This is a genomic window from Chloroflexota bacterium (assembly GCA_014360805.1).
Taxonomy (GTDB): domain Bacteria; phylum Chloroflexota; class Anaerolineae; order DTLA01; family DTLA01; genus DTLA01.
Genome location: JACIWU010000019.1, coordinates 17,351 through 43,383, shown reverse-complemented (window position 1 = coordinate 43,383; position 26,033 = coordinate 17,351). Strand labels below are relative to the sequence as shown.

19 protein-coding genes are annotated in these 26,033 nt (G+C 66.9%); 9 read left to right on the top strand and 10 right to left on the bottom strand.

Features of this window, described 5'->3' with window-relative positions:
* The first annotated feature begins 151 nt into the window (after positions 1 to 151).
* The 4 genes from H5T65_05100 to H5T65_05085 all read left to right on the top strand — a co-directional run bounded on the left by H5T65_05100 (position 152) and on the right by H5T65_05085 (position 3,186).
* Entirely contained in the window at positions 152 to 550 is a 399-nt protein-coding gene (locus H5T65_05100; GenBank protein MBC7258602.1) for a hypothetical protein, read from the top strand.
* Between the two features lie 65 nt (positions 551 to 615).
* Positions 616 to 1,494 carry a deoxyribonuclease IV gene (locus H5T65_05095; GenBank protein MBC7258601.1) on the top strand — a complete coding sequence of 293 codons (879 nt, stop codon included), beginning with the start codon at positions 616 to 618 and terminating at the stop codon, positions 1,492 to 1,494.
* A gap of 143 nt (positions 1,495 to 1,637) precedes the next feature.
* Positions 1,638 to 2,414 carry a triose-phosphate isomerase gene (locus tag H5T65_05090; protein MBC7258600.1) on the top strand — a complete coding sequence of 259 codons (777 nt, stop codon included), beginning with the start codon at positions 1,638 to 1,640 and terminating at the stop codon, positions 2,412 to 2,414.
* A gap of 13 nt (positions 2,415 to 2,427) precedes the next feature.
* Positions 2,428 to 3,186 (top strand): hypothetical protein, encoded by a 759-nt coding sequence (locus H5T65_05085; GenBank protein MBC7258599.1) that lies wholly within the window; start codon positions 2,428 to 2,430, stop codon positions 3,184 to 3,186.
* A 494-nt stretch (positions 3,187 to 3,680) separates the two neighbouring features.
* Here H5T65_05085 and H5T65_05080 read toward each other — a convergent pair whose 3' ends face one another.
* Complete coding sequence (locus H5T65_05080; protein ID MBC7258598.1) at positions 3,681 to 4,706, bottom strand: IS110 family transposase; 1,026 nt, start codon at positions 4,704 to 4,706, stop codon at positions 3,681 to 3,683.
* Positions 4,707 to 5,021: 315 nt separating this feature from the next.
* On the opposite strand from H5T65_05080, the gene H5T65_05075 reads away from it, so the two are divergent.
* The 3 genes from H5T65_05075 to H5T65_05065 are packed head-to-tail and all read left to right on the top strand — an operon-like array spanning position 5,022 to position 7,045.
* Positions 5,022 to 5,651: a redox-sensing transcriptional repressor Rex gene (locus H5T65_05075; protein MBC7258597.1), complete on the top strand. Its 630-nt coding sequence runs from the start codon at positions 5,022 to 5,024 to the stop codon at positions 5,649 to 5,651.
* A gap of 25 nt (positions 5,652 to 5,676) precedes the next feature.
* The gene (locus tag H5T65_05070) at positions 5,677 to 6,369 is read left to right on the top strand and encodes an endonuclease III (protein MBC7258596.1); all 693 of its coding nucleotides are present in this window, start codon (positions 5,677 to 5,679) and stop codon (positions 6,367 to 6,369) included.
* Between the two features lie 28 nt (positions 6,370 to 6,397).
* Positions 6,398 to 7,045 (top strand): histidine phosphatase family protein, encoded by a 648-nt coding sequence (locus H5T65_05065; protein ID MBC7258595.1) that lies wholly within the window; start codon positions 6,398 to 6,400, stop codon positions 7,043 to 7,045.
* Here H5T65_05065 and H5T65_05060 read toward each other — a convergent pair.
* The 7 genes from H5T65_05060 to H5T65_05030 form a co-directional block, all read right to left on the bottom strand.
* Complete coding sequence (locus tag H5T65_05060) at positions 7,038 to 9,590, bottom strand: SMC family ATPase (protein ID MBC7258594.1); 2,553 nt, start codon at positions 9,588 to 9,590, stop codon at positions 7,038 to 7,040. The genes H5T65_05065 and H5T65_05060 overlap by 8 nt on opposite strands.
* 601 nt (positions 9,591 to 10,191) lie before the next feature.
* Positions 10,192 to 10,518: an RNA-binding protein gene (locus H5T65_05055; protein MBC7258593.1), complete on the bottom strand. Its 327-nt coding sequence runs from the start codon at positions 10,516 to 10,518 to the stop codon at positions 10,192 to 10,194.
* Between the two features lie 317 nt (positions 10,519 to 10,835).
* Positions 10,836 to 11,063, bottom strand: a complete 228-nt coding sequence (locus H5T65_05050) for a hypothetical protein (protein MBC7258592.1) — start codon at positions 11,061 to 11,063, stop codon at positions 10,836 to 10,838.
* Positions 11,064 to 11,513: 450 nt separating this feature from the next.
* On the bottom strand, positions 11,514 to 14,417 hold the full coding sequence (locus H5T65_05045) for a DUF2723 domain-containing protein (GenBank protein MBC7258591.1): 2,904 nt from the start codon (positions 14,415 to 14,417) through the stop codon (positions 11,514 to 11,516).
* Between the two features lie 152 nt (positions 14,418 to 14,569).
* Positions 14,570 to 14,911: a DUF1634 domain-containing protein gene (locus tag H5T65_05040; GenBank protein ID MBC7258590.1), complete on the bottom strand. Its 342-nt coding sequence runs from the start codon at positions 14,909 to 14,911 to the stop codon at positions 14,570 to 14,572.
* Positions 14,908 to 15,714 (bottom strand): sulfite exporter TauE/SafE family protein, encoded by an 807-nt coding sequence (locus H5T65_05035; protein MBC7258589.1) that lies wholly within the window; start codon positions 15,712 to 15,714, stop codon positions 14,908 to 14,910. The genes H5T65_05040 and H5T65_05035 overlap by 4 nt, the downstream gene beginning before the upstream one ends.
* 12 nt (positions 15,715 to 15,726) lie before the next feature.
* Positions 15,727 to 17,832: a DNRLRE domain-containing protein gene (locus tag H5T65_05030; protein ID MBC7258588.1), complete on the bottom strand. Its 2,106-nt coding sequence runs from the start codon at positions 17,830 to 17,832 to the stop codon at positions 15,727 to 15,729.
* 130 nt (positions 17,833 to 17,962) lie between these two features.
* Between H5T65_05030 and H5T65_05025 the strand changes: the two genes are divergently transcribed.
* Both H5T65_05025 and H5T65_05020 read left to right on the top strand, forming a co-directional pair.
* Positions 17,963 to 19,501, top strand: coding sequence for a DUF5107 domain-containing protein (locus H5T65_05025; protein ID MBC7258587.1), 1,539 nt, complete (start codon positions 17,963 to 17,965; stop codon positions 19,499 to 19,501).
* 79 nt (positions 19,502 to 19,580) lie between these two features.
* The gene (locus H5T65_05020; protein MBC7258586.1) at positions 19,581 to 21,332 is read left to right on the top strand and encodes a PD40 domain-containing protein; all 1,752 of its coding nucleotides are present in this window, start codon (positions 19,581 to 19,583) and stop codon (positions 21,330 to 21,332) included.
* A gap of 22 nt (positions 21,333 to 21,354) precedes the next feature.
* Here H5T65_05020 and H5T65_05015 read toward each other — a convergent pair whose 3' ends face one another.
* Both H5T65_05015 and H5T65_05010 read right to left on the bottom strand, forming a co-directional pair.
* Positions 21,355 to 21,987, bottom strand: a complete 633-nt coding sequence (locus H5T65_05015) for a haloacid dehalogenase (protein ID MBC7258585.1) — start codon at positions 21,985 to 21,987, stop codon at positions 21,355 to 21,357.
* A 14-nt stretch (positions 21,988 to 22,001) separates the two neighbouring features.
* A complete protein-coding gene (locus tag H5T65_05010; protein MBC7258584.1) occupies positions 22,002 to 26,033 on the bottom strand; it encodes a GAF domain-containing protein in 4,032 nt (1,343 codons plus the stop codon).

The following is a 26,033-nucleotide window of genomic DNA, read 5'->3' as shown; positions in this document are numbered from 1 at the left end:
TCTCGCTGTACATGTACAACACGCTGGACGAGTGCAAGGTCTTCCTGGATACCGTGCGCGAAATCCTTGCAGAACCGATGTTTGAGGGGCTGCCCATACTCCCCGTGCGGGAACCATAACTGCGCGCGGGAGCACAATCGGGTGCGTGGAGATGTCCGACAAAGTCATCATCCAGAAGTTCCGTGAAATCTTCGCGGGGCCAAGCCCGTATCTCGGGCGGCTGGCCGATGCGACCGTTTGCGCCGACGCGCTGGCGTGCCGCGGGAGCAAAGACCACCTCTACCTTTACGCCCGCATCGCGGACGAGCGGATTGAGGATGTGAAGTTTGAGTGCGGCATGTGCGACCCGGAGATGTTCGTTACCGCCGACCTGTTGTGTCGCCTCATCCATGGCCGGCGCGTGAGCGAACTGGGGTATGTGGACTGGGCGGCGTTCAGCGCGGCGCTAGGGTTTGAGTCCGACGACATGAAGGCCCACTTTGAGGGCGCGCGCCGGGTGCTGGACGCGCTGGTGGAGCACCACTGGGCAGGCAAGCCCTGCGAGTTCTAGGCGGCCGGGGCGCACTTCGGGGATGTCGCCCTGGCCTGGCGGCGCGTGGCGTTTGCGGAGGGGGTATGCCCAGGCTTGGCGCTCACATGTCCATCGCGGGCGGGGTGGATCGCGCCATCCAGCGCGGCCATTCCATCGGCTGCGAGGCCATCCAGATTTTCACCAAGAGCAACAACCAGTGGCGGGCCGCACCGCTCACCGACGAGACGCTGGAACGCTTTCACGCCAACCGGCGGGCCACCGGAATCGCCCCCATCGTCGGGCACGACGCCTATCTCATCAACCTGGCGTCGCCCAACCCCGAACTCTGGCGCAAGTCGGTGGACGCCTTCGTGGACGAAATGGAGCGCGCGGGCCGCATGGGGCTGCCGTATCTCGTTACCCATCCCGGGGCGCATACGGGAGCGGGCGAGGAGGCAGGCCTGCGCCGCGTGGCCCAGGCGCTGGACGAAATCCACGAGCGAACGGCGCACGTCCCGACGAGGATTCTCCTGGAGACCACCGCAGGCGCGGGCAGCACCCTCGGCGGATCCTTTGAGCAACTGGCCGAGATCATCGCCCAGACGCGGCATCCGGAGCGCATCGGAGTCTGTTTTGACACCTGCCATGCCTTCGCTGCGGGGTACGACCTGCGCACGCCGGAGGCCTACGCCGCCACGTTTGATGCCTTTGATCGCATTCTCGGCCTCCATCGGCTGCGCGTGTTTCACCTGAACGATTCCAAGCGGGAACTGGGCAGCCGCGCGGATCGGCACGAGCACATCGGCCAGGGCTTTCTGGGGTTGGAGGCGTTCCGTCTCCTGGTGAACGACCCGCGATTCGCCGACCGCCCCATGATTCTGGAGACGCCCAAAGGCCCCGACATGGCCGAGGACGTGGAGAATCTCCGAGTGTTGCGCGCGCTGATGGGCGATTCGTCCCTGCTGCGCGGAGGTGAAGGATGAAGAAGAGGCGAATTCTCAAGCCCGACGGGCGCTACCTGATCCTCTACGAATTCGGCGAGTCCGAACCGCCCGCGCCGGTTGGCTCGGAGGCCCCCCTCGCGTATAATAGGCGCGAACTCACACCTACGCACAGGAGCAACGCCATGCGAACACCGATTATCGCCGGCAACTGGAAGATGTACAAGACCGTGGAGGAATCCGTCGCGCTGGTCAAAGCGATGCGGCCGGCGCTGGAAGCCATCGGGGGGATTGAGACGGTGGTGTGTCCCCCGTTCCTGTCGCTGCCCCACGTGGCCGAGGCGCTGCGCGGCTCCACCGTTGGCGTGGGCGCGCAGGACATGTTCTGGAAGGACGAGGGGGCCTACACCGGCGAGGTCTCGCCCCTCATGCTCAAGCCGTTCTGCCAGTACGTCATCCTCGGACATTCGGAGCGGCGGCAGTACTTCGGCGAGACCGACGAGACGGTGAACCTGAAGGTGAAGGCGGCTCTGGTGCACGGTCTGATTCCCATCGTCTGCGTGGGGGAGAACCTGGCGCAGAACGAAGCCGGCCAGACGCAGGAAGTGGTGGAGGCGCAGGTGCGCGGCGCGCTGGCGGGGCTGACCGCCGAGCAGACCGCGGGCATCGTCATCGCCTACGAGCCGATCTGGGCCATCGGGACGGGCAAGCCGGCCACGGGCGAGGGCGCCAACACCACCATCAAGACCGCTGTCCGGGGGACGGTGGCGCGTCTGTTCGGCGAGTCGGTTGCCGACAGGATGCGGGTTCAATACGGCGGCAGCGTGAAGCCCGGCAACATCGCCGAGTTCATGAGCCAGCCCGACATTGACGGCGCGCTGGTGGGCGGGGCAAGCCTCAAAGCCGAGGACTTCGTGGAGATTGTGCGCCTCTCGGCGGAGGCGAAAGGGCTGCGCCGCTAGCGCAGGGGGAACGATGCTCGGCCCCTGGACGCCGGTCGCCGCCTTCTTCGTCGGGTTCGTGATGGTGCTCCTGCTGACGCGGTGGATCACGCATCACCTGCAGGGCGTCCTGTTCCTCCTGGGCGCCGATGCAGAAGTCGTCATGTACCTGCAGTTTGCGTTCCTGTTCCCGGGCATCCTGGTTCACGAGGTGGCGCACTGGCTGACGGCGAAACTGCTGGGCGTCCGCACGCTGGGCTTCTCCGTCTGGCCCAAGCGCAAGACCAAGAGCAAGGTGCAGTACGGCGCGGTGCGCATCGCCCAGACCGACATCGTGCGCGGATCCCTCATCGGGCTGGCCCCGTTGGTGGTGGCGAGCCTGCTCATCATCGCCATCGGCCGCTACGCGCTAGGCACGGAGGCGCTGCGGCTGGCGGTGGCTTCGGGCCAGTGGGGGCAGGCATGGGGCGCGCTGTCCCAGTCCATACGCGCCGCCGATTTCTGGCTGTGGATGTACCTCGTCTTCGCCATCAGCAATGCCATGTTCCCGAGCGAGTCGGATAGGGAAGCCTGGAAGCCGCTGCTCCTCTACGCCGCCGTCGCCGCGGTCCTTCTGTACCTGGCCGGCTGGAAGCCCACGATGGAGTCGGTGCAGGGGGTGCTGGCTCGGGTGATGAACCCGCTCCTCTACGCGTTCACCGTTACCGCCGCGGTGGACCTTTTCTTCGCCGCGGTTATCGGCCTGACGGAGATCGCGATCGGCCGCCTGCTGGGCAAGCGGGTGGTGTACTAGGCCGCGGGCTGGCGGCATCCACGAATCACACGAACCCACGCGAAGGGTATTTGCGCCCAACGCTGGGGCATTGGGCTGAATAGGCGAAACCCCGCGGGGCGACGTTTCGCACGTAGGGGCGACCGGCGGGTCGCCCCTGATATGGAAGGGCGTGTCAAGTAGCGCCATCTGTTCATCGCTTTCTTTGGGCAAGGGTGATCCGAAACCCCCAGGGGAGACTGGAGAGGAACTCGGCGACGATGTGTCAACCGGATATTCGCGGGTTGGGTACCGCATGATACATTGTGCGTCGGGAGCAGCCTCGATCTACGGACGCGGGTTCGGCCATGCCCTTGACGGGCCGGTTTACCGCATAGGGGCGACCGAGGGTCCTCCCCAGGCCACCGTCTCCAGTCTCCCCTTTTAGGGCCTTCTCACCTTTACCCTGGTATCCTCCTACGCAGCGTCCAAAGTCAGTAGCGCCCAGACAAACCCGGCCATCTCTCGCGCGACGGCTATCGCTGCCGTGTTCCGGTCTTTGCGCACCGCGACTTTCCAGAATTTGTGATGCAGCCGCCGCTCTGCCTTCTGGGAGATCGCAACCACCTCCGGCGGTTGGTTGCGTGCTGTTTCGCCAACCGATCACTCCTCCCAAGGGGACGCGCCTGATTCCAGGCCGCCTCGCACAGAACCCACCGCGCGTGGCTGTTCCCCACCTTCGTGATCTTCCCGCTCCGCCGACGTTCCCCCGAACTATACTCTTGGGGCACCAGCCCAAGATAACTCATCAACTCAGGCGATCCTCGGAACCGGTGGGCATCCCCGATCTCCGTAATCAACACCATGGCGGTGTGCAACGCAATCCCGCGCAAGCACATCAACCGCTGCACCTTCTCTCGGTAAAAAGGAGTTTCCGCAATCTCCGCAATCTTCTGGTCTACCTCCCTTCGCTCCGCCTCCAACTGCTCCAGAACGCGCAGATGGCTCTCCACCACCATCGCCTGAAGAGGCTCCAGGTTCAAGGAACGCAGCCACTTGCGGTGCTTCTCCGTCCAGTTCCGCCCCTGGGTGTACCGAAGCCCTAACAACCCCAGAAACTTCAGGATGCGGTTCTTCGTCCGCGTCATGTCGCGTGTGAGATCCTCCCGATGGCGCACCACGGACCTCGCCATCTCTTCCCTCTCATCAGGAACGCGCACAGGACGTAACATCCCGGATTGGTACAATAGGGCCAGCCTGCGCGCATCCCGACGGTCGGTCTTGATGCGGTCTCCAGGCCCCTTCGGGATGAATGCCGGTGCGACCACCTCGCAAGGAATGCCCAGTTCATCTAGCCACCGCTTGACGACAAACCCCGCGCTGCTGGCTTCATAGCAGAGGCGCAACTCCCCCCGCTTGCGCCACCGTTTCGCAGCACGCTCCAGATGCTTGCGGTCATTGGGCACTTCATCCTCAAAACATTCCCCGGTCTCGGGTGAGAAGAGAAACGCCACGATACTCTCCTGATGGACATCCAGACCGCCATAGTATACAATGCTCATCGGGCTGACCTCCTTGGCAAAATGCCATAAGTTGTATGCGGATAGGGTGGAACACCCCACTAACCCGCGATTGTACAACAAGGTCGTCAGCCCTTCCATTTTATCTATGCGGCGCCCTTTGTTGCCCCTGCCATCCACATGCGCAGGTTATCCTATCCCCGCGGACAGACTTCAGACAAGACGAAAACCATAGTTGGCAGGCGTCTTGCTCGCGATATTCGTTCTATCCGTCGGCACGGATGACGTACTAGTTTTGCACAAACTTGTGAAATCTGCTATAATGCGTGCCGTACCGCTGAACCATCACGCGATTACATGAGGAGGAACGAGATGCCGACACGTGTACCCGACATCGTCATCGGTCGCCTGCCCCTGTATCTGCGCGCCCTTGAGCATCTGCTCAAGGAGGGGCGCGAGATCACCTCGTCCCAGGAACTGGGCGAGCGGCTGGGCTACAGCGCGGCCCAAATCCGCAAGGACCTCTCCTTCTTCGGCGAGTTCGGCAAGCAGGGATCGGGATACCGCATCGCGTATCTGGCGCAGGAACTGCGCAAGATTCTGAAGGTGGACCGCGAGTGGCCCGTGGTGCTGGTTGGTGTGGGCGACCTGGGGCACGCGCTGGTGCGCTACGCGGGCTTCAAGCCTAAGGGCTTCCGCATCGCGGCGGCCTTTGACAATGACCCCGCGAAAATCGGCCAGCAAGTCGGCTCGTTGGTGGTTCAGGATAGCCGCTTGATTCCGGAGGAAGTGAAGCGCATCGGCGCGCAGATCGCCATCATCGCCACGCCCGCCTCCGCCGCCCAGGAGGTGGCCGACACGCTGATCGCGGCGGGAATCCGCGCCATCGTGAACTACGCGCCCATCTCGGTGAAGGTGCCGGCGGGCGTGCGTATCCAGTACGTGGACCCGGCGGTGCAACTCCAGCGCCTCACGTACTACCTGTAGCCGCCGGACAAGGTGGAACCCACGCATGGTCGCTGATGTCCGGGCGAAGGCCCTGGAAGTCCATCGTCGTCTGCTGGCTGCCTACGGCGAACCGCCGCCTCCATCCGGGCGTGACCCCATCCAGTCGCTGGTGTTGACCATCCTCAGCCAGAACACCAACGACCGCCTGCGCGACATCGCGTTCCAGCGCCTGCGCGAGGCCTTCCCATCGTGGGAGCAGGTCCGCGACGCGCCCGTGGAGGCCATCGGCCAGGCGATTCAGGTCGCCGGCCTGTGGAAGCAGAAAGCCGCGCGCATCAAAGAGGCGCTCCAGCGCATCACGGCGGAGCGCGGCGCGTTGTCGCTGGAGTTCCTCCGCGAGTTGCCGACGGAGGAGGCCCGGCGCTACCTGCTCTCGTTCAACGGCGTAGGGCCGAAGACGGCCGCCATCATCCTGTTGTTCACCCTGGGCATGCCGGCCTTCCCGGTGGATACGCACGTGCATCGCGTAACGCGGCGGCTGGGGCTTATCCCCGACAAGACGGGCCGCGAACAGGCTCACGAACGGCTGGAGGCGCTCCTGCCGCCGGACATCTACTACGCCTTCCACATCAACGTGATCCGCCACGGTCGGGCCGTGTGCGCGGCGCGACGCCCACGCTGCGCCGAGTGCGCGCTCCGCGACCTGTGCGACTACTACGCCCGGACCTGCGGCCCCGCCGAGACGATGCAACCGTAGACCGCCGGCAATCCGAAGGAAGACGCTCATGACGACATTGCTCTTTGTACGGCACGGCGCCACCGAAGCCAACGACATCGGCTACTGGCAGGGCTGGGAAGACACCTGCCTGACGGAGACCGGCCTGGCGCAGGCCCAGGCGGTAGCCCGGCGCATCGCCCACGAGTTCGCGCCCGTGGCCGTGTACAGCAGTTCGCTGCGCCGCGCCCTGCAGACCGCCGAACCCATCGCCCAGTCCACCGCGTGCCCACTCATCCCCCACGACGGCCTGCGCGAAATCCACTTCGGGCAGGTGAGCGGCCTCACCATCGCGCAATTCCGCGAGCGATTCCCGGGCCTGTTTGAAGCCTGGGCCGACAAGATGAACCTGGACTTTCACTGGCCCGGGGGCGAAAGCCGCAGGGCGTTCTTCACGCGCGTGTGGGGGGCCGTGGACGAGATTCTGGCCGCGCACCCGGGGGACGAAACGGTGGTCGTCGTGGCGCACGGCGGCAGCCTGCGGGCCGCCCTGGCCTACCTGCTCCCCGACCGCTTTACCAACTGGTGGGCCTACGACTTGCGCAATGCGTCGCTGACCGTCGTGGATGTCGTCGCTGGCGTGCCGAGCCTGCGCCTGCTCAACGATTGCGCGCACCTGGAAGCGCAGCCCGGCCCACCGGCACCCCCGCCTACATGATGCTGAACGTGGAGCCGGCGGCGGTCTTCTCCACGTGGATGCGGACGGGGAATGCGTCCTGCAATTCCTCCACGTGGGTAATCACCAATATCTTGTCAAAGTCGTCCTGCACCGACTGGATCGCTTCTACCAGTTTGCGGCGGCCCGCGGCATCCTGGGAGCCGAACCCCTCGTCAATGATGAGCGTCCGCAGTTGCGCGCCCGCCCGCCGCGCCAGCAACTTGCTCAGCGCGACGCGGATGGCGAAGTTCACGCGAAACGCTTCGCCTCCGGAGAACAACTCGTAGGGGCGCGAGCCCAGTTCGTCCGAGATGTGGATTTCCAGCGTCTCCACCGTGGTGCCCGACTTGGTGTCCCGCTGCGTCTGGAGCGTTACCTGCATCCGACCGTCGGTCATGCGCTGCAGAAGGGCGTTGGCCTCGTCCTGAATCTCCGGGATGATGCTTTCTATGATCATGGCCTGAATGCCCTTCTTGCCGAAGGCGAGCCGCAGGTCATCGTACAGGCTCTTGTTGCTTCTGGCCTCTTCCAGCGCCCGGGATTTCTCTTCCCTGCGCGCGGCCAGGCGGTCGCAATACTCCAGTTTCTGGCGCGCCATCGCCAGCCGATCGCGGGCGCGCCGTTCGCGCTCGGCCAGCGACTCGGCTTCGGCCCGCTTCGCCTTCGCGTCGGCTTCGGCACGGGGCAGGGTCGCCAATTCTGCCTCCAGTTGGACCTTGCGGTCGCCGGACTCGGCCAGCGCCTTCCGGAATTGGGCGATTTCCTCCTCGTAGCGGGCGATGTCGGCCCGAAGGCCGTCAATCCGCTGGCTCGCGCTCAGCAGATTGGCGTGCTTGGTCTCGTACTCGGCCAGGGCTTGGAGTGCGCGGCGCGCTTCTTCGTGGGCCTGCGGGTCGTAGTCCAGCGCGCGAATCTCGGCCTGCACCTCGGCCAGGCGCTTCCGCTCGTCCTGGGCGAACTCCTCGCGTTCCAGGCGGCGCTGGATGTCAGCCGCCGCTTCGCGCAGCCGCTTCGCCTCCTCTACAGCCGTCTCTGCGCGGGCCAGCGCCTCCGAGAGCGCCGCTTCTTCCCGCTGCTTCGCGCCGCGGCCCTTCAGCGCCGCGTCCAGCGCCCCCAGTTCGCGCTCCAGCCGCTCGCGCTCGGCGTCCAGCGCCTGCATACGGTTCTGGTTGGCCGTGAATTGCTCCTTCTTGGCGCGCCCCTCCGCCGTCATGTCCTCAATCAGACGCTGGCGGCTCTCGTCGCTCAGGGGCGAACGGCACAGGGGACAGGTGGCTCCCGCCGCTCCCAGTTGGTCAATCTTGCCCCTAAGGTCGGCCATTTCCCGGCGCAGCCGCTCGTTCTCGGACCTCAGGCGCTCGGCTTCCAGGCCCGAATCCTGGATGGACTGGCGGAGAGCGTCCCGCTGGCGTTCCTTCTCGTCCAGGGCTTCCAGTTCCCTGGCGACCTGCGCTCGCTTGGCCCGCAGAGATTCGGCCTTTTGGGCCTCGGCTTCCTTGTCGGCGGCCTGCTTCTGCGCATGCTCCAGTTCCAGCGCCAGTTTCTGGCGGGCCTGGGCGATGCGGCCTTCCAGGCGCACCGCTTCGGCGTTCAGTTGGTTGGCGCGAATGCCCTTGCTCGCCAGGGCCGCTTCGCGTTCTCGCGCTTCCAGAAGCCGCTGGTAGCCCGCCTTGATGTCGGCCTCCTCGGCCAGCAGGGCCTCCAGCACGGCCATCTGCTTCAGCACAGACTCGCGCCTCTGCTCCCTGTCTCGGAGCGCGCGCTCGTCCTGCGCCCGCCTTGCGGCCAGTTCGTCCAATTCGCGCTTCTTCTGTTGCAGGCCGCTCAGCACCACCTCGGCCTCCCGCGTGGCCCGCTCGGCGTCCTCCCGCTGGCGGGTCAGACTTTCGCTCTCCAGGGCAAGCGCCTTCTCCTCATCCCGATACGCGGCCAGATTCTTCAGTTCGCCGTCCAGGTTCTGAATCTCGCCGGTGAGGTGGGCGATTTCCTGCTCGGCCTGCCGCGCATGATCTTTGGCGATTTCCTCCGCGCGGTCGTAGAGCGCCAGGCCCAGGATGTCGGCCAGCACCTGCTTGCGTTCCGCGGGGGCTTTCACCGTGAATTCGTCGGCGCGGCCCTGCACCAGAAACGCGGAGTTGATGAACGTGTCGTAGTCCATCCGAAGGATCGCGTTGATGCGCGCCTGGGTTGCGCGCTGCGAGTCTTCGGTCAGCACCACGAACTTGCCGCCTCTGTCCGCCTGCAACTCCAGCGCGCTTTGCCCGCGCCCCCTACTGGTGCGTTTGCGGATGACGCGGTAGAGTTGGCCGTCCATCAGGAAGTCAAACTCCACGTCCATGTCGGTCTGCCCCTGATGGATGAGTTGGTCGTCCTGGCGTGCGCGGGCCTTGCCCCACAGCGCCCAGGTGATGGCGTCCAGCAGCGCCGACTTGCCATGCCCATTGGCCCCCGACAGGCAGGCGACATGGATGCCGGCGAAATCCAACACGGGGGCGTTGTCGCTGTAGCAGAGGAAGTTGCGAACCTGAAGGCGTACCGGAATCATGGAACCTCACCTCGCCGTGGCTGAACTACGGGCAGTATAGCACAGGTGGCGGCCGAATCAAAGTGCATCCACGAAGAACACGAATGGGCACGAGCAAAGCCGGGGATGGGGGGTGCGCCCACGCCGCCCGACGCTCAAGCCTCGGGCAAAACGGGCGAAGTCCTGCGGGCTGTTACTCACGCTCGCTCTTTCATAAGAACGCACGATGTGGTAACATAGCGCCAGGAGGCCCATCGGGAGGGCGCACATTCGGTTGGCGCTGCTCTCTCGGCGGCCATCGTAGGGCAAATTGGCAATTTGCCCTACGTCTAGCGGCCCCCTGTTCTGACGGGCCGAACTCAAGATGCGAGTGTTCTAGCGGCCATCGTAGGGCAAATCGGCAATTTGCCCTACATCTAGCGGCCCCCTGTTCTGACGGGCCGAACTCAAGATGCGAGTGTTCTATTGGAGTAGCGAGATTCAATAGCCCCGAGGGGGCTTCGCGCCCATAGCGCGGGGGTTTAGCCCCGCGCGGTGTGTTCACGCTCGCGCCCAGGCGAAAGCCCAGGCCCGGAGCGCGTCCGAGCCTGGGGCTTTGCACACAAGGAGACTGCGATGAGGACTAGAAGGAGCGGCGCCCGCCGCGGCCCCCGTAGCCTCCGCCACGGCTTCCGCCGCGGCCACCGCCGCCTCGGCCACCGCGGTCCTCGCGGGGCCTCGCCTCGTTCACATTCAGCGCGCGCCCGCCCAACTCCTTGCCGTTGAGGCCAGCGATGGCCGCCTGCGCCTCGGCTGCGCTGGGCATCTCCACGAATCCGAAGCCTCTGGATTCGCCGCTGTACTTGTCCTTGATGATGGCGACCGAACTCACCTGACCGAAGGCCTCAAAGGCCTGGCGCAGTTCTGCTTCGGTGGTCTCCCGCGCCAAATTCCCTACATAGATGTTCATGTTACCCCTTTCTGGGTTCACCCTGGCGTCCGATACGGCATCGGACACATTCCACACGGTCAGTGAAATCGGCCGCACCCGGTGTGTGGTCATCCTGACACAAATACAGTGTACGCCAAGGCGCGGATTGTGTCAATTCGGGAGGGGCTTGCACGATGCGCCGCCTGGGGGGTCGCTATGCGGATGCAAGCCATTCGCCGCCGACATGGCGATTCACGCCGCGCAACGCAAAGGCCCATACGCCCAACGGCTCGCGCTTCACCTGCGCCGCGAAGCGGCGTCAGGTGCAAGCGCGTGTTAGCCTGCCATATCGCCCTCTATCGGGCCTTTGTTACGGCTCCCTTCTTGCCCTGTTGTATCTCCGACAACCGTATCACCAGGCGCAGAGCTTCATCCACTGCGGCTTCGTCTGGAAAGGCCTTGGCCACATCGGGGTCAAGCAGCACCAGATTAGTACCTGCACGATAGCGGGCTACATACTTGCCCCGAGTGCCACCCTTGAGTAGTTCGCGCAGATCATATTCGGGACGCAACTCATCGTCCATGTGTTTCCGCAAGTTCTTGGCTGCCTTCTGCGGATCCCATTCAAATTCCATTCATATACCCTACTGGGGATCTCACCCCCAAGAATGCCCTTTTGCCGTGTTCGGAAGCCGTCCAACATCCGTTCTACCGTAACTGTACCATACTCCTGCCCCTGTGTCAAGGAGTTTGTACCAGCGGTGGTGCCATTTCGGTGGAAACTGGTCAGACCGACAAGCGGCAGCATGAAAAGCATGGGCGCAGGGCACGTTCGCATACTGGCCCTGCCTCGGGCGGCTGCGGAGTGCCGCCCTACAAACTTGTGTTGGCGGCCAACGTGCGACGCACTTCCGAAGTGCGTCGCACCTTAGCCGCACTACGGAAAGGCGCCCCACGTGCCTACGATTCCCCATTCGCGTGGATTCGCGTTATTCGTGGATGGCTCTCCGGCGGCGGTGGAATGCCGCCCTAATTCACCGCACTTGCACGCTGCCGATCGTGAGGTTTTGCCCCTGACCCAGGCGGGCCAGTTCGGCGTCCAGCACCGGCAGCGGGTCTAGCGTGAACGCATCGTACACGGTGAGGCGCAGCGTGGCCTGCCCCGTCGCGCCTGGGGGAATCTCCAGCGCGTGCGGGTCGTCCACGGCCACGCCCCGCGTCCACTTCAGCGTGGGGATGGCCCCCAGCGCAGGCGTGGTGTCATGCTGCACGGCCCACGCGCCGTCGTCGGCGGCCAGCGACACCGACACGGCGTAGTCGTTCACGAGTGGCTTCAGCGCCACAAACCTGGCCGTAACCCGCAGCGATTCGCCGGCCTGGGCCTCGGCGGGCAGCGCGCCCACGCCCGCGAAGATCATCTCGCCGCCCAGGTTCACGTACCGTGCGCCGGCGGAGAAATGGGGCAGCATGGCTTCGTTGCTCCAGGCTCGACCCCACGGCCCCAGCGGTTGGAGCAGGCGGCCCGTTGCGTCGTGCAGGCGGATGGAGAGCCAACCCTCGCCGTAGGGCACGGGCGTGCCAGACGTGAAGTAGGCCGGGGCAGGCGGCACGTGGACGATGCCCTGGGCCGCCAGGTCGCCCGCGCGCAGGAATTGCACCGCGTAGTCCCCGGCGGGCAGGCCGTCGTTCCGCCAGTGCAGGTACAGCGCGCCCGATCCCGCGACGTCCCAGTCGGCGCCGACCAGGGTCAGCCCGCCCGCGAACCGCTGCACCATCGGGTGCAGGGTTACGGGCGGCTCCACGGCCGGCCGCACCCGCACGTCGGCAAGCGGTACGGCGTCGCGCCCGTCCGGCGTCTGCAACCGCCGCCAGCCGTCGGGCAGCGTGATGTACGTGCCCGCGATGACGGCGTACTCGCCCGCGTCGGCGGTCGGCAGGATGGCAAGCCGATGCTCATCCACCACCACCTCGCCGGCCTGGTACAGCCTGCCGTCGCGGGTGAGGTCGCTTTGGCCCTGCACCCGGCCGCCGGCATCCACCAGGTGGACGAAGAACGAGTAGTCGCGGTCCAGCGGCTCCACCGGTTGCCAGCACAGCCACAGGCGCAATTCCTTGCCCGGCGCGGTTTCGCTCTCGCTCAGCCGATAGCCAATGAGGCGGATTTTGCCGTCAAAGACGGCATCTACGGCGACCAGGCCCGGCGGCACGTCTCGCATGGGGGCGTCCGACACCCGCCAGCCACCTTCGGTGCGCACGAACCGGTAGGGCGTGGCCTTGTACGCCTCAAACCAGTTGGTGATGAGCACGGGGCCTTGCTGCAGCGCCTCGCCGATGCGCCGAATCCACACGTCCTCGTTCGGCGTCGCGCCTTCGGGATAGACGTAGAGCACGCGCACGTCGGGCCGCGCGCCTTCCACGTACTGCAGGTACCAGAGGGGCGTGGCCCAGTGCCAGTTGGCGAGAATCGTCGCGCGGGCCGGCGCGGAGCCGAGCAGGGTTCGCGCCGTCTGCTCGGTGGAATAATCCCGATGCAGGGCGCGGAAACTGGGCGCGTTGGCGACCCAGGGCGCCGCGCACAACGCCAGCACCCCCGCCACGACGAGAACTCGCAACGTCGCCTGGCGCGACGCCCACGCGATCCCCTCGGCCAGGCCGATGCCCAAGAGCACCGCCAGCGCCACGTAGGACGGGATGAGGTACTCCACCGTCTGCGGCGCGCGGTAGGTGATGGCCGTGGCGGTGTTGACCAGGAACACGCCGCCGATGAGGAGCGCGGCCTTGGGCCGCCTGGCCAGCGCCGCGATGCTCGCCAACGCCATCGCCACAGCCAGCGGCGCGCCGAACTCCATGCGCACGATGTTCAGCCACACGCCGATGCGCCCAGGAAGGAGGTCGGCGCGGGCGAAGTAGAACATGTCGCCCCTGAAGCCCGACGCCAGGATATGCTCCAGAAACCGGCCCACCGAATCAATGGGCGAGGGGTCAAAGGGCGCGCCCGTCAGGCTCCGCACGGGCAAGTACAGCAACACCAGGAGCGACGCCACGAATGCCCCCGCCGCCGTCAGAAGCCAGCGGGTGCGCTTGAGCAGCAGACGGTCGGCGACGAGAAGGTACACGACCAACGGGATGAACAGCAACCCCAACGAGCCGTGGTGCCCGACGGCCAGCCCCGCTGCCACCGCTAGCGCGATCAGCCCGTTTTCGGACGGCTTCGCGCCATACTCCAGCGCCAGAAGGAGCATGAGGGCCGTGAACAGCGCCATGAGCGAGCGGATGTTGGCGGTCGTCGCCTGTGCCCAGAAGGTGGTGATGCCGCCCAGGGCCAGCGCAGCCGCGAGACCGGCCACCGCCGATGCGGTCAGCCGCCGCACCGTTCGCGCCACCAGCGCCAGCGCCAACGCGGCGAACACGGCCGATAGGAGATTCACCCGCCATGCGACGGAGTTGAGGGGCAGGAGCGTCGCCAGTTTGCCCAGCAGCGTGTACAGGGGGTAGCCTGGCGGGTGCGCGATGCCCAGCACGCGGGCCACGAACTGGAATTCGCCGCTGTCGGCGGGGAGCAGGCCCGGAGCCAGAGTCGCCACGTACACGGCGAAGGCGACGACGGCGACGGGGCCTTCTACCGGCCAGTCGGCCCGCGCGGGCAAGTTGGCCAGCGCCAGCGCGAGCAGCGCGAACGCCGCCACCCATCCGGCCACCGCCGGCGACACGACAGGCCACGCGGCGTAGGCCAGCAGCACGAACAGCGGCCAGGTGCGGATGCGCAGGCGCGCCGAGGCCCATCCGAGCGCCCCGCCCGCCACGCAGACCAGGCCGGCGATGAGGAGCAGCCGCGGCGCGGATAGGGCAACGGATTGGCTCTCGGCCCAAACTCGGCCCGCGAAGAGCCCAAGGACGATGCCCGCCAGGATGTGGGATATGCCTCGCAGTCTTGCCAATGCGCCCTCCGGTGATGGTGGCGCTCATTCTATCCCGCCGACGCGGGGACGTCAAAGCGCGCCCTGCGGGCAGCAATGCCGCGCCATTCCCCTTCTCGCCCCGCTTGCGGGGGAGAAGGGGCCAGGGGATGAGGGGGTAAACCCTTGCCTCCCTATGCCCCGCCCAGCAGCAGGCTCACGACCATCACCAGCGCCACGCCCAACCCGGCCAGGACGCCCACCCTATCCCGACGCGACGCGGACACGACGACGGTTGTCGCCACGGCCGCCAGCGGCGTCAGCAGGATGCCCAGAAGGCCCGCCGAGACCAGGCCCTGCGCCTCCCCTGCCAACGCGGAACGGAGCACCTGCGTTGCAGGCAGCGTGCGTTCGGGCAGCGCACCGGTGGCCGCCAGTGACCATACGCTGCCGGCCAGGATCAGCACGACGCTTGCCGACAGCCCCACCAGCAGCACGTAGTACACGAAGCGATGCAGCGGCGTGGCGAATCTCATAGTCCCAGTGCCCTCCACCCCATCTGAACCGCGATCACCAGCAAGAGCAACTGGAACAGACTTCGCAGGGCCTTGCTTCGGATCCGAGAACCCAGGCGCGAACCGACCTGCGCGCCCAGGAATGCCCCAAACGCCACGGGGACGGCCAGCGAAGGGATGACCAACCCGCCGCCGTAGTACACCATCGCGGCTGTCGCCGTCGTGATCCCGATCATGAACGTGCTGGTGGCCGTGGCCGCCTTGATGGGGACGCCCAGCACCTGGCACATGACGGGAACCTTGATGATGCCGCCCCCGACGCCCAGCAGCGACGACAAAACGCCGGCCACGGTGCTCACCAGTGCGCCAATCCCCAGGTGCTGGACGCCGTAGCGCACTTCGCGCCCGGTGGCGGGGTCCGTGAACGCCGCCGGCAGAACGCCGTCGGGGTTGTCGGCTGTCTCGCCCAACGGGGGGCGCCGCATGGCGTACACAATGTACAAGGCCATCGCCGCGAAAAGGCCGTAGAGCCAGCGCCCGCTGACCCACATGGCGATCAGCCCGCTGCCGAGCGCCCCTATCGTGGTCGTGGTCTCCAGGATCATCGCCAGTTTGATGTGGGTGAACCCGCGGCGGACGTACACCAGGCTGCCCGCCAGGGAGTTGGTAACCACCGCCACGACGCTGGTGGCGACGGCTGTCTTGATGGGCAGGCCAAAAAGGAGCGTCAGGCCCGGCACGATGAGGATGCCTCCTCCCAATCCAAGCAGGCTGCCCAAGATGCCCGCAGCGATGCCCAGCCCCAAATAGCCAAGCGATGTCATCGTCCGCGTACCTCAGCGAGGGGCAGGATAGGAATGATTCGCGGCGACCACGGGCAGGTAGAGCCAGGGGCGGGGCCTGCCGGGGGTTGGCGGCGTCGCGGTTGGGGTCAGCGTGGCGGTCGGGGTTGCCGTCGGGCCGGCCGTCGGTGTGGGGGTGGCCGTGGGCGTGGCCGTCCCCGTGGGGATTGGCGTCGCGGTCGGCGAGACCATCGGCGTGGAAGTCTCGGTCGCCGTGGGCGTGGGCGACGCCAGCGCCCCGGGCAGCGATTCGGGTTCCGCATACGTGATCACCAGGCACGGACGCAGGTTCACGTCCCGCCACTCCGACGCCGCAATCTGCACTTCCGTGGACCCGACCGAGCCTTTGAGGACCACCCCGAAGTTGGCGGCGGGGTTGGCAACCCATTCCCGCACCGCCGGCGTGATGTCCAGCGAGTACCAGGTGGCATCATCCAGCAGGGTTTGCTGGCCCGTGTACGGATCTATGTACAGGAAGCGGCGCAGCGGGCGCGCGTCGGTGGCGTTGGCGTCCCTGTCCGGACTGTCGCCATCGGTGCTGTTGGCGCCTTTCGCGCCCCACGGAGTGGACGCCGAGGCCCGCTCCCACGTCGCCTCGTCGGGGTTCCATGCCTTGCGCAGAACGTAGGCCGATACGTCAATCTCGCCCTCGTTGGAGTGCTTCAGCACGTAGAAGCCCAACGTAGCCCTGAGAATGCGGGCATCGGCCGGCAGCGAAGACACGTCAAACCCCAGAAGCGCGGCCTTCCTGTCAGGGGATGTAACGCGCAGAACGGCCGCGTCGCCCGGGCTGTTGAAGTTCTTCTTTGGCTGGCCGGAGTCAATGTACGTGTCCACCGCGCCAGCGTATCCGTTCCATCCCTGCCGCAGGGCCACCTGGCGAATCTCGGGCGGGCGCGACACCACAGTAACCGCGCGGGCCGGCGCGCGGGTTACGACCGCATGGTCGCGGGTGGCCAGGTACTGGAAGACCTCGTCCGCTGGAGCCACCCATACCTCATCCGCGCCGCCCGGGCCGTAGGTGAAATGCAGGTAGTCCAGCGACGACCCAGCCACGTCGTTGGGCGCCACCTCATGCCCGTGAAGGCTCAACCAGAAGTGCAGCGTAGGGTTGTTCACGGCCTTCTGGTGTGCGTCGTCCATGTAGTAGATGGCGGCGCTGGTGTTGGGGCGCGACTCCCGGGGCCTGCCCACATCGTACCGTTGCAGCCGATAGGGAAGGGTGCTCCACGGGATGTTGTCCACTGCCGTCGCGCCCCCGCCATCCGCCTGGATGATGGGCAGGCCCAGGATGTCGTAGTTCGCGATCGCCAGGTCGCGCAGGTAGTTGCTATTCTGGTACGCCGTGTACACCAGCGTCCGGTACCCGCCCAGCGCATATTCCAGCGCCTCGGTGCATTTGGCAATGTTCTCCACGACGCAGCCGGGCATGGATTCGGGGCTAGAATGGAAGAAGCCGTGATTGTACAGACTCCAGCCGGACGCCAGAAGCGCGGACACCTCGTTGGCATCCATGTAGTCCCAGGTGTGCGCGCCGTCGGGATTGCCGCGCCAGGTGATGCTATCCCCGCATGTGCCCAACGAGAAGCCCGGCGGCAGCATCCACTCGCCGATGACGGCCACGCCCGCGCGGTATCCCAGGCGGTCCAACAGAGGCTTGCCATACTGCCACACCGACAGCCGCCCGTCGTCAAAGGTGAGGCTATAGGCCCAGCGCTTGTCGCCCCGCAAGGCCGCCTTCTGCACTTCGCCGATCTGCTCGGCAGGGGTAACCAAGCCCACGATGCGAATATCCACCTGCGGCGCGTTCGTGGTGAAGACCACCCATCCGCTCGCGGGGTCGTAGTCCGAGGGGAGCACGCGCCCGCCTGCGATCACCTCCACGCTCTCGGCTTGGCCCACGCGCACCTTGAGCGTCAAATCTCGGATGCGCACCCACGCCGGCACGGCCGAGTAGTCCACATCGTAATGCAACCAGGACGACGCTTCGGCGTCCGCGGACGAAGGCGCCACCCGGTCGGGGAGCGCGAGGCTGGCGGCAACCGCAAAGCCGAGTATGACAAGAGCGAGCAGGATCCGAATCGTGGAGTTCACGGGCATCGCCTTCCTGATAATCGTAACGCCGGGAAGAGCCCAACGGTTGCTCCGCCCGGCGCCTGATTATAGGCGCGCCCGCCCTGGGTTGTCAAAACGGGTGGACGGGCCGGCCGCCGCGGGGTATAATGCTCCCATGAAGGCATGGCTTCTCGCTGTCGGGCTGGTCTGCATGGGGCTACTTTGCGGGGGGTGCAGGAGCGCCGCGCCCGCCCCGCCTGCCGCCACGCCGAGCATCACCCCCGGCCTCGCGCAGACGGAGACCGCAACGCCACACCCCACGCCCACGCCGACGGGGACGGCGGTCGCCACGTCGGCCCCCACTGCCGCGCCGCCCTCGCCAACTCCAATCCCCACGCGCACGCCCAGCCCCGCGCCCAGCGCGACGCAGGAGGTGCAGGTGTACGAGCAGTCCATGACCGTTCTCACGTATCCGTTTGCCGCGCACCTGGTGGCCGCCCCGGATTCCGTGTACGGCGGCCAGGTGGTGCGACTGGACCGCAGCGCCTACGAGGCATCGCGGCCCGAGCCGTCGCCGCACACCTACCGGGCGCTGGTCGTAGAAAACGCCTACCTGCGGCTCACCTTCCTGCCCGAATTGGGCGGTCGGCTGTATCAGTGCGTGTACAAGCCCACGAATCAGGCGATTTTCTACAACAACCGCGTGCTCAAGCCCACGTATTGGGGGCCGCTGCCGCGCGAGGAGAACTGGTGGCTGGCAGCCGGCGGCCTGGAATGGGCGTTTCCGGTGAACGAGCACGGGTACGAATGGGGCGCGCCGTGGGAGGTTGCCGTCCGTCGGGAGGGCGCGGGCGTGGAGGTCGTCCTGCGCCGTGCGAGCGGCGCGCTCCACGCCGAGGTCGCCGTAACGCTGGCGGCCGGCGAGGGGCGCTTCACCGTGTCGCCGCGGCTCACCAACGCCGGCACCCGCACCCTGCCCGTGCAGTTCTGGGCCAACGCCATGCTTTCGCCCGGCAGCGCGACGGTCGGTCCCGACCTGCGTCTCATCTTCCCGGCGGCGCAGGCGATTGTCCACAGCACCGGCGACCCATCGCTCCCCGGCGAGGGCGCAACGATGCCCTGGCCCGTGGTCGGCGGGCGCGACTTGAGCCTGTACGCCAACTGGCGCAACTGGCTGGGCGTCTTCGCCGCCGAACCGCTGCCTGCGTTTGTCGGGGCCTATGACACTCGCGCGGATGTGGGGGTGGCCCGCGTGCTTGGGGGCGTCGGTGGGGTCAAACTGTTCGCCTTCGGCAGCGAGTTCCCGGGCCTTTCCACCTTCGCCGACGATGGCTCGGCGTATGTGGAACTGTGGGCGGGGGCGAACCGAACGTTCTGGCCCGACGATGACGTGGCGTTGAACCCCGGCGCGTCCCTGGGCTGGACCGAGACCTGGATTCCGGTGGCCGGCATGGGCGGATTCACCGCCGCCACGCCGGATGCCGTCGTCCGCGTGGAGCGCGGGGGCGGCGGCATTGCAGTGGGGGCGTTCAGCCCTGTGCCACGGGCAGCCACGTTGCAGGTGGATGCCGCGGGCACAATCCTTCTTTCCGAGCGCGTTCTGCTCGGCCCGGGGCGGCCCGTGGCGCGGCGGCTGCCTCCTGCGGAAGGCCCCGTCCATTTGCGGTTGTGGGCCGATGATGGTATCCTGTTGGCCGAAGCGCAGCGCCCGTAACGGCGCGGGGCCTGCGGGCAGACACGCGGCCCGCGCCGACCAACGGCCGCAACCTATCCCAGACTGTCGGACAGAGGACATGGACAAAGCGCCCACGGACACACAACCGACACCAAGCACGCACGCACCCAAGCGCCGATTTCACCCGCGGCTGGGCGTGGCGTTGGTGATTGTGGGTCTGCTGGTGCTCCTGGCGGCGGTTACCGCGCTGGCGGTGTACCAGGGGTTGCAGGATCGGGCCACCCTGGCGCGGCGCAACGCCGAGGCTCACTACCAGGCCGGCCTGGCCCACATGCAGGCGGGCGAGACCGACCTGGCCATCGCCGAGTTTGAACTGGCGTTGAGGCTGGCCCCGGACTATTCCGAAGCCCGCGCGCAACTGGCGGTGGCCCAGCGCACCCGCGCCGCCGCTGGCGTTCCCACGTCCGAGGTGTACCAGGCCGCGCTGGATGGCCTGTTCGCGCAGGCGGTGGACTTGTACAACCAGCGCGATTGGAGCGGTGCTGCCGCCGCTTTTGAGCACATCGCCACGCTAGATCCCACCTACCGCCCCCAGGAGATTCAGCAGTACCGCTTTGATTGCTATCGGCTCCAGGGCGAGGCGCTGGAGGCCGAGAATCGGCTGGAGGAGGCCATCCGCGCCTACGATCAGGCCCTGCGCGCGCGGCCATCGGCGGCCGATATCGCCCGCAGGCGCGAACTCCTGGCGCTGTACAGCACGGGCGCAGGGGCAGCGGGCGCCGATTGGGGCAAGGCCGTGGAGGTGTTCCGCCAACTGTACACCATTGACCCCACCTTCCGCGACGTGGGCCAACGCCTGTACGACGCCTATGTGGGGCACGGCGATGCCTACATGGGCTGGGGGTTGTGGTGCCAGGCGCAGGAAGCGTATGCCGCCGCCAAGAGCATGGACGACAACCCCACCATCCGCGCGCGACTCAACGACGCGTCGCAGCGGTGCGCCGGGCTGGCCGAAGCCGCGCTGACGCCTTTACCCACCCGCGCGGCGGGACCGCCCATCCTGTCCGAGTTTCCGTTCGGGAGGCTCATCTTCGCCCGCTACGATGACGCCCGCAAGACCTACGACATCATGGCGCTGGACGCCGGAGCGGAGCAGGCCCAACTCCTTGCCCGAAACGCGAATCAGCCGGCGACAAGCCCCGATGGCGAGCGCCTGGCGTTCCATTCCACCGACAAGACGGCGCCCGGCATCTTCGTCCTGGACGTGCGCGGCGGCAAACGATGGGCCATCTCCACCTCGGCGCGGGACTCGCGGCCCTTCTGGTCGCCCGACGGAACCCAGGTCGCCTTCATCCGCGACGCCGGCTCGCCGACGGCGATGATTTTGGCGGCGCCTGCGGACGGGTCCGGCGAGGCCGCGCCCCTGGCCAGTGGCTGGTCCGCCGCCTGGTCGCGCACGAACCACCTGGCCCTCACCGGATGCGACGAGGCCCAGCGCGAGTGCGGCATCTTCGTGGAAGACTTGAGCCGCGGCGGGCGCATTCGCCTCACTGCCGACAAGAACGACGTCGGTCTGGCCTGGTCGCCCGACGGCAGCCACGTGGCCTATGTGTCCAGCCACGACGGCAACTGGGAAATCTACACCGTGAGGATAGAAGGCGGGTTTGTCCGCCGATGCACCGTCAACGCCGCCGACGATGGGATGCCGACCTGGTCGCCCGACGGGCGGCAGATCGCCTTCGTCTCCAACCGCGACGGCGTCTGGAGCCTGTACGTGATGCTGGCCGACGGAAGCGAGCAGCGCAAGATCATGGACTTGAGCATGTCCAGCCCTGACTGGATAAGCGGGCAGATGGCCTGGCTGCCCTAGCGGCCGATGGCGTGCGGGTGATTCATCGGCCCAGTTTGCGCTCCAGGTCTCGTAGGGCCTCTTGCAGTTGGTCCTGGCGCACGGCGGTGGTGAAGTCGCCGCGCGTGCGCTCCAGGACGCCGCGCACCATGTCGGTGGTGCGGCGCAGCCCCCCTGTGATCGCGTCGGGATAGTCCACCATCGCCAGGTGGCTGTAGATGATGTCTATGGCTTCCAGGGCGCGCTCCCCTTCGGCCACCTGGCCGCGGCGGATGCAGTCCAGCACGAAGCGGCGCAGCTCGCCTGCGGCCTCGCCGATGCCGTTGAGGTAGGCCGCTGGCTCCACCGCCAACTCCTTGGGCGTGGGAACAGGCTTGTTGGCGATGATGGCGTAGGTAATGTGGGCCTCGGCCAGTTCCTTCAGGGCATCCTGGGTATAGCCAGCAAAGTAGATGTCGGGATAGGCCGCCAGGTCGCGCACCATCTCGGCGGCGACATCGCGGGCCGCCTGTAGCAGGGCTTCGGCTGCGGCAAACTCCCCCCGGTGCACCGCGCGGATGGAGTTGGCGCAGTGCCGAATCAGCGTGCGGGAGCGGGCCAGGGTCGCGTCCCGAACGGCGTTCTTGGTCTCCAGTTCGTCCAGGATGGCCGCAATCGTCTGGTGCAAATTGTCCATGCGCGTCTCCTTTGCTAGGGCTGCGGGCGCGAAGTTGCGGGCATCGGCTCTTCTGGGGCGGCCCGCTTCACGGCCAGCAGCGTATAGTCGTCAAACTGGGGTTGGCCGTTGACGTGAGCGGCAACCTCGCGGTCAATGTGCTGAATCAGGGCTTCGGCGGTCTGGCTCATCGCGTCCACCAGGCAGCGCGCCAGGCGCTCGGTGCCGAACTCCTCTTCGCGCTCGTTGATGGCGTCGGTGAGGCCGTCGGTGTACATAAGCAGCACGTCGCCCGCGTTCATGCGCGTCTGCTTTTCCTCCAGAGCCACATCCTCCATGACGCCCAGAATCATGCCGTCGGCCGACAGGTATTCGGGCGTCTGGCCGCCGACGCGGGCGAGGAGCGGCGGGTTGTGGCCGGCGTTGGCGTAAGTGAAGACGCCCTCGCGCACGTCCAGCACGCCGTAGAACACCGTTACGAACATGCCCGAGGACGAGTCGGCCACGAGGAGGTCGTTGGCCCTGCGCAGAGCCTCGGCGGGGCTGCGACGTTCCAGCGCCGAGGCGCGGATGATGGTCTTGGACAGCGCCATGTACAGCGCCGCGGGCACGCCTTTGTCCGAGACGTCGGCGACCACAAACCCCACGCGGCGCTCGTCAAACAGGATGATGTCGTAGAAGTCGCCTCCCACGCGCCGCGCCGACCGCCACAGGGCCGCCACTTCCCAGCCAGGCAGGAACGGGCACGAACTGGGGAGAAAACTCTTCTGGATGCTCCGCGCCACTTCCAGTTCCTGCTCCAGGCGCTGGCGCTCGGCCATCTCCTGGGACAGGCGGTAGTTCTCCACCGCCATCGCGGTCTGACTGGCGATGCCCGTGAGCAGGGCCATGCGGTTCTCGGGGAAGCGGTGCTCCAGCCCCTGGAAGTCCACCAGCATGGCCCCCAGGATGTCGCCTTTGGTCTGGAGGGGCAGCGCTAGGAGCGAGCGGATGCCGAACTTCTCGGCCAGGTCCTTCGGGACCAGGTCGCTTTCGGCTACATTCGCGACAATGAGCGGCTCCTTGCGGTGCGCCAGTTCGCCGAGCAGGGGGAATTCGTCGGCGCGGAAGGCCAGTCCCGCGAAGTCGGCCTCCAGTTTGCGGTCCACGCCGTACTGCTTCGCGGGCAGGAATTGCTGCCGACGCTCGTCCCACAGGAGAATCATGCAGCGGTCCACGCCAACCAGGATGGGCGTGATGCGCACGACGGCTCCGAGCGCCTCGTCCAGGTCCACGGCGGCGTTGATGGACTCGGCTACCTGGAGCAGGGCGTTGGAGACATAGGCCTCTTCCTGGAGGGCGTCGTAGAGTTGGGCGCTTTCAATCGCGGTGGCCGTCTGATTGGCCACGCCCGACACGATGGCCAGCGCCTTGCTGGCGGGGGGCCAGGCGGCGTCGGCGAATTCCACCGCCATGCAGCCGCGAACCTCGCCGCGCGCCACGAGCGGGAAGGCCGCCAGATGGCGGATTCCGTAGGCGCGCACCAGGTCGGCGGGAACCCAGGCCGTGATTTCCTCGTCTGGCACGATCACGGGGGACTTGCTGGCGACAATCCTGGCGAGCAGGGGCACATCGGCGGGGCGAAGGCACAGGGCGCCCACCCTGGGGGCGGCTCCCCGCGCCGTGCTGTACCCCTCGTCGGTGCAGAACTCGCCGGTGGCGCGGTCCAGCAGGAAGATGGTGCAACGGTTCACGCCCACCAGGAGCGGCACGATGTCCACCACCGCGCTGATGGCCCCCTCCACGGAAGTCTGCTGGCCCACCGCCTCGGCCACCTGCAGCAGGACGGTGGAGACCCACGCCTCTTCCTGCTGCGCGGCGAAGAGCGTGGCGTTGCGCACCGCCACGGCGATCTGGTCGGCCAGCGCCTGGAGCACAGGTAGATCTTCGGCGTCAAAGGCGTTGGGCTCCTGACTCTGGAGGTCAAACACGCCCAGAATCTGCTTGCCGAAACGCAGCGGCATGGCCAATTCGGAGCGGACGTCGCCGATGCTGGGGCCGGGACGGTAGCGGGGGTCCGCCTGCACGTCGTTCACCACCAGCGGCTCGCCGGTGCGAGCCACCCAGGGGACGATGCCCTCGGCGTCCAGGCCGAAGCGCAACTGGGCCGAAACGGAGTCGGCGGGGGCGGTTCCGGCTCGGTACACCACCTCGCGCTGCGCCCCGTCCACGGTGAAGACGTGGACGTGCGGGTAGTTGAACTGCTCGGACACCAGGTTCACCACCTCGTCCAGCATGGCGTCCAGGTTGAGGATGGAGACGATCTTGCGTCCCACCTCGCTGACGGCGGCCAGTTGCCGCGCGCGCTTGCGTTCGCGGTCGTACAGCCGCGCCTCGTGGATGGCGACGGCCACCTGGGTCGCCACCGTCTGCATCGTTGCCAGGTCGTCCTGGGTGAACGCGTTGCGCCGATCGCTCTGCACGTCCAGCACGCCGAGGATGCGCCCTTCCAGCAGCAGGGGAACGGTCAACTCGGAGCGGGTCTCCTCCAGGTGATCCACGGGCCTGTAGCGCGGCTCCTGCGTTACGTCGTTAGCCAGAACGGGCTGGCCCGTCTCGGCCACGTAGCCCGTGATGCCCTGGCCCAGTTCCACCTGAAAGTAGCAGGTGCGCCCCGACTCGGACGAGGCCGCCTGAAAGTCCAGTTTGCCCGTGCGCGGGTCAACGGTGAACAGGGCCACGTAGTAGTACCCGAACGTCTCGCGGATGACGTCCACCACCAGGTTGAAGAGCGTAGTCAGGTCGCGCAGCACCGCCACTTGTTGCGTAACGCGCGCGATGGCGGCCAACTGTCGGGAGCGGCGCTGTTCGGCCTCGTAGGACTGGGCCTTGCGGATGGCGAGCGCGCCCTGGGCCGCCAGCGCCGACAGGATGCGCAGGTCGTCCTCGGTGTACACGTTGGGGTCGGCGTGTTGCACCGACAGGACGCCAATGAGGTCGTGGTCGGCCACCAGGGGCACCAGGATGACGGAGCGGGTCGCCTGGCCGATGACCGTCGGCGTGAAGGGCAGGGCCTCGCGCTCCATGTCGCGGATGAGGAGAGGCTGGCGGTGCTCCTGGAGGTAGCGGATGCCGGGCGTGTAAGGGATTTCGTTGGGACTCAACCGCTGGCCGTTTTCCACCATGATCGCGTGCCGAATGCGTTGGTTCTGCGGGTCGGCGATTCCCAGCATGAACGTGTGCGACGTATCCACGAGTTCGGAGCAGTAGCGGTAGATGAGTTCGCACAGTTCGTCCACGTTCAGGGACGCGCGGGCGAAATCCCAGCCGATGCGGTCCAGGAGCGTGAGTTCGCGGAGCCGCCGCTCGCGGGTCAGGCGGGCGTCGGAGAACGCCTGCAAGGTGATGCTGGCGGCCACGACCCCCGCCGTTACGACCGCAAACAGGCCCATCTCGCCGCGCGCGTACAAAACCGCGATGGGCACGGCCATGGGCAGCGGCAGGAGTTCCACCAGCACGGAGACGGGGAGCGAGTCGCGGACGAAGGTACGCAGGCCCGCCCTGCCGCCGGATAGGGTCATCACCGCGCCCCAGGCCAGGTGATCCACGGCGAACCACGCGACGAAAAGCGCCGCAAGGGCTGGCACGTCGTGCCACGACGGGCGTAGCAGGGGGATGTCGCCGCCCAGATGGAGATAGAGTGCGCCGCCCCCCAGCGCCATCATCGCCTTCAGGCTGCCGTCAAACAGCGGGGTGAGCAGGAGCGTCTCCCAGTTGCGCGCCTTGCCCCGCAGCGCGTGGAGCCATAGGTACACGAACCCGCCCAGGAACGAGACCACCGCGCCGCCCAGCGGGCCGAAGATGAGAACCGCCGCCACGTCCACCATGCCCACCAGGCAATGGGTTACCTTCTGGGTGGTGTGGAACCCCGACCGCTGCAGGATAGCCGATAGGGCGACGAAGAGGAGCAGGGGGACAACCTGGGGACGCCATGCCATCGTCGCGGCGGCATAGGCCAGCGCGGCCAGCCCGCCGGCGGCGACCGTCAGTTGGAAAGCCACGCGCCCGAATGGGAGTCCTGCCTTCAC

What these genes read in the sequence shown, in the direction of transcription:
- H5T65_05025 (MBC7258587.1), top strand. Translation starts at nt 17,963, where the DNA reads ATGAAGGCATGGCTTCTCGCTGTCGGGCTGGTCTGCATGGGGCTACTT.
- H5T65_05055 (MBC7258593.1), bottom strand. Translation starts at nt 10,518, where the DNA reads ATGAACATCTATGTAGGGAATTTGGCGCGGGAGACCACCGAAGCAGAA.
- H5T65_05065 (MBC7258595.1), top strand. Translation starts at nt 6,398, where the DNA reads ATGACGACATTGCTCTTTGTACGGCACGGCGCCACCGAAGCCAACGAC.
- H5T65_05070 (MBC7258596.1), top strand. Translation starts at nt 5,677, where the DNA reads ATGGTCGCTGATGTCCGGGCGAAGGCCCTGGAAGTCCATCGTCGTCTG.
- H5T65_05090 (MBC7258600.1), top strand. Translation starts at nt 1,638, where the DNA reads ATGCGAACACCGATTATCGCCGGCAACTGGAAGATGTACAAGACCGTG.
- H5T65_05035 (MBC7258589.1), bottom strand. Translation starts at nt 15,714, where the DNA reads ATGACATCGCTTGGCTATTTGGGGCTGGGCATCGCTGCGGGCATCTTG.
- H5T65_05080 (MBC7258598.1), bottom strand. Translation starts at nt 4,706, where the DNA reads ATGAGCATTGTATACTATGGCGGTCTGGATGTCCATCAGGAGAGTATC.
- H5T65_05030 (MBC7258588.1), bottom strand. Translation starts at nt 17,832, where the DNA reads ATGCCCGTGAACTCCACGATTCGGATCCTGCTCGCTCTTGTCATACTC.
- H5T65_05015 (MBC7258585.1), bottom strand. Translation starts at nt 21,987, where the DNA reads ATGGACAATTTGCACCAGACGATTGCGGCCATCCTGGACGAACTGGAG.
- H5T65_05085 (MBC7258599.1), top strand. Translation starts at nt 2,428, where the DNA reads ATGCTCGGCCCCTGGACGCCGGTCGCCGCCTTCTTCGTCGGGTTCGTG.
- H5T65_05095 (MBC7258601.1), top strand. Translation starts at nt 616, where the DNA reads ATGCCCAGGCTTGGCGCTCACATGTCCATCGCGGGCGGGGTGGATCGC.
- H5T65_05100 (MBC7258602.1), top strand. Translation starts at nt 152, where the DNA reads ATGTCCGACAAAGTCATCATCCAGAAGTTCCGTGAAATCTTCGCGGGG.
- H5T65_05020 (MBC7258586.1), top strand. Translation starts at nt 19,581, where the DNA reads ATGGACAAAGCGCCCACGGACACACAACCGACACCAAGCACGCACGCA.
- H5T65_05050 (MBC7258592.1), bottom strand. Translation starts at nt 11,063, where the DNA reads ATGGACGATGAGTTGCGTCCCGAATATGATCTGCGCGAACTACTCAAG.
- H5T65_05075 (MBC7258597.1), top strand. Translation starts at nt 5,022, where the DNA reads ATGAGGAGGAACGAGATGCCGACACGTGTACCCGACATCGTCATCGGT.
- H5T65_05040 (MBC7258590.1), bottom strand. Translation starts at nt 14,911, where the DNA reads ATGAGATTCGCCACGCCGCTGCATCGCTTCGTGTACTACGTGCTGCTG.
- H5T65_05060 (MBC7258594.1), bottom strand. Translation starts at nt 9,590, where the DNA reads ATGATTCCGGTACGCCTTCAGGTTCGCAACTTCCTCTGCTACAGCGAC.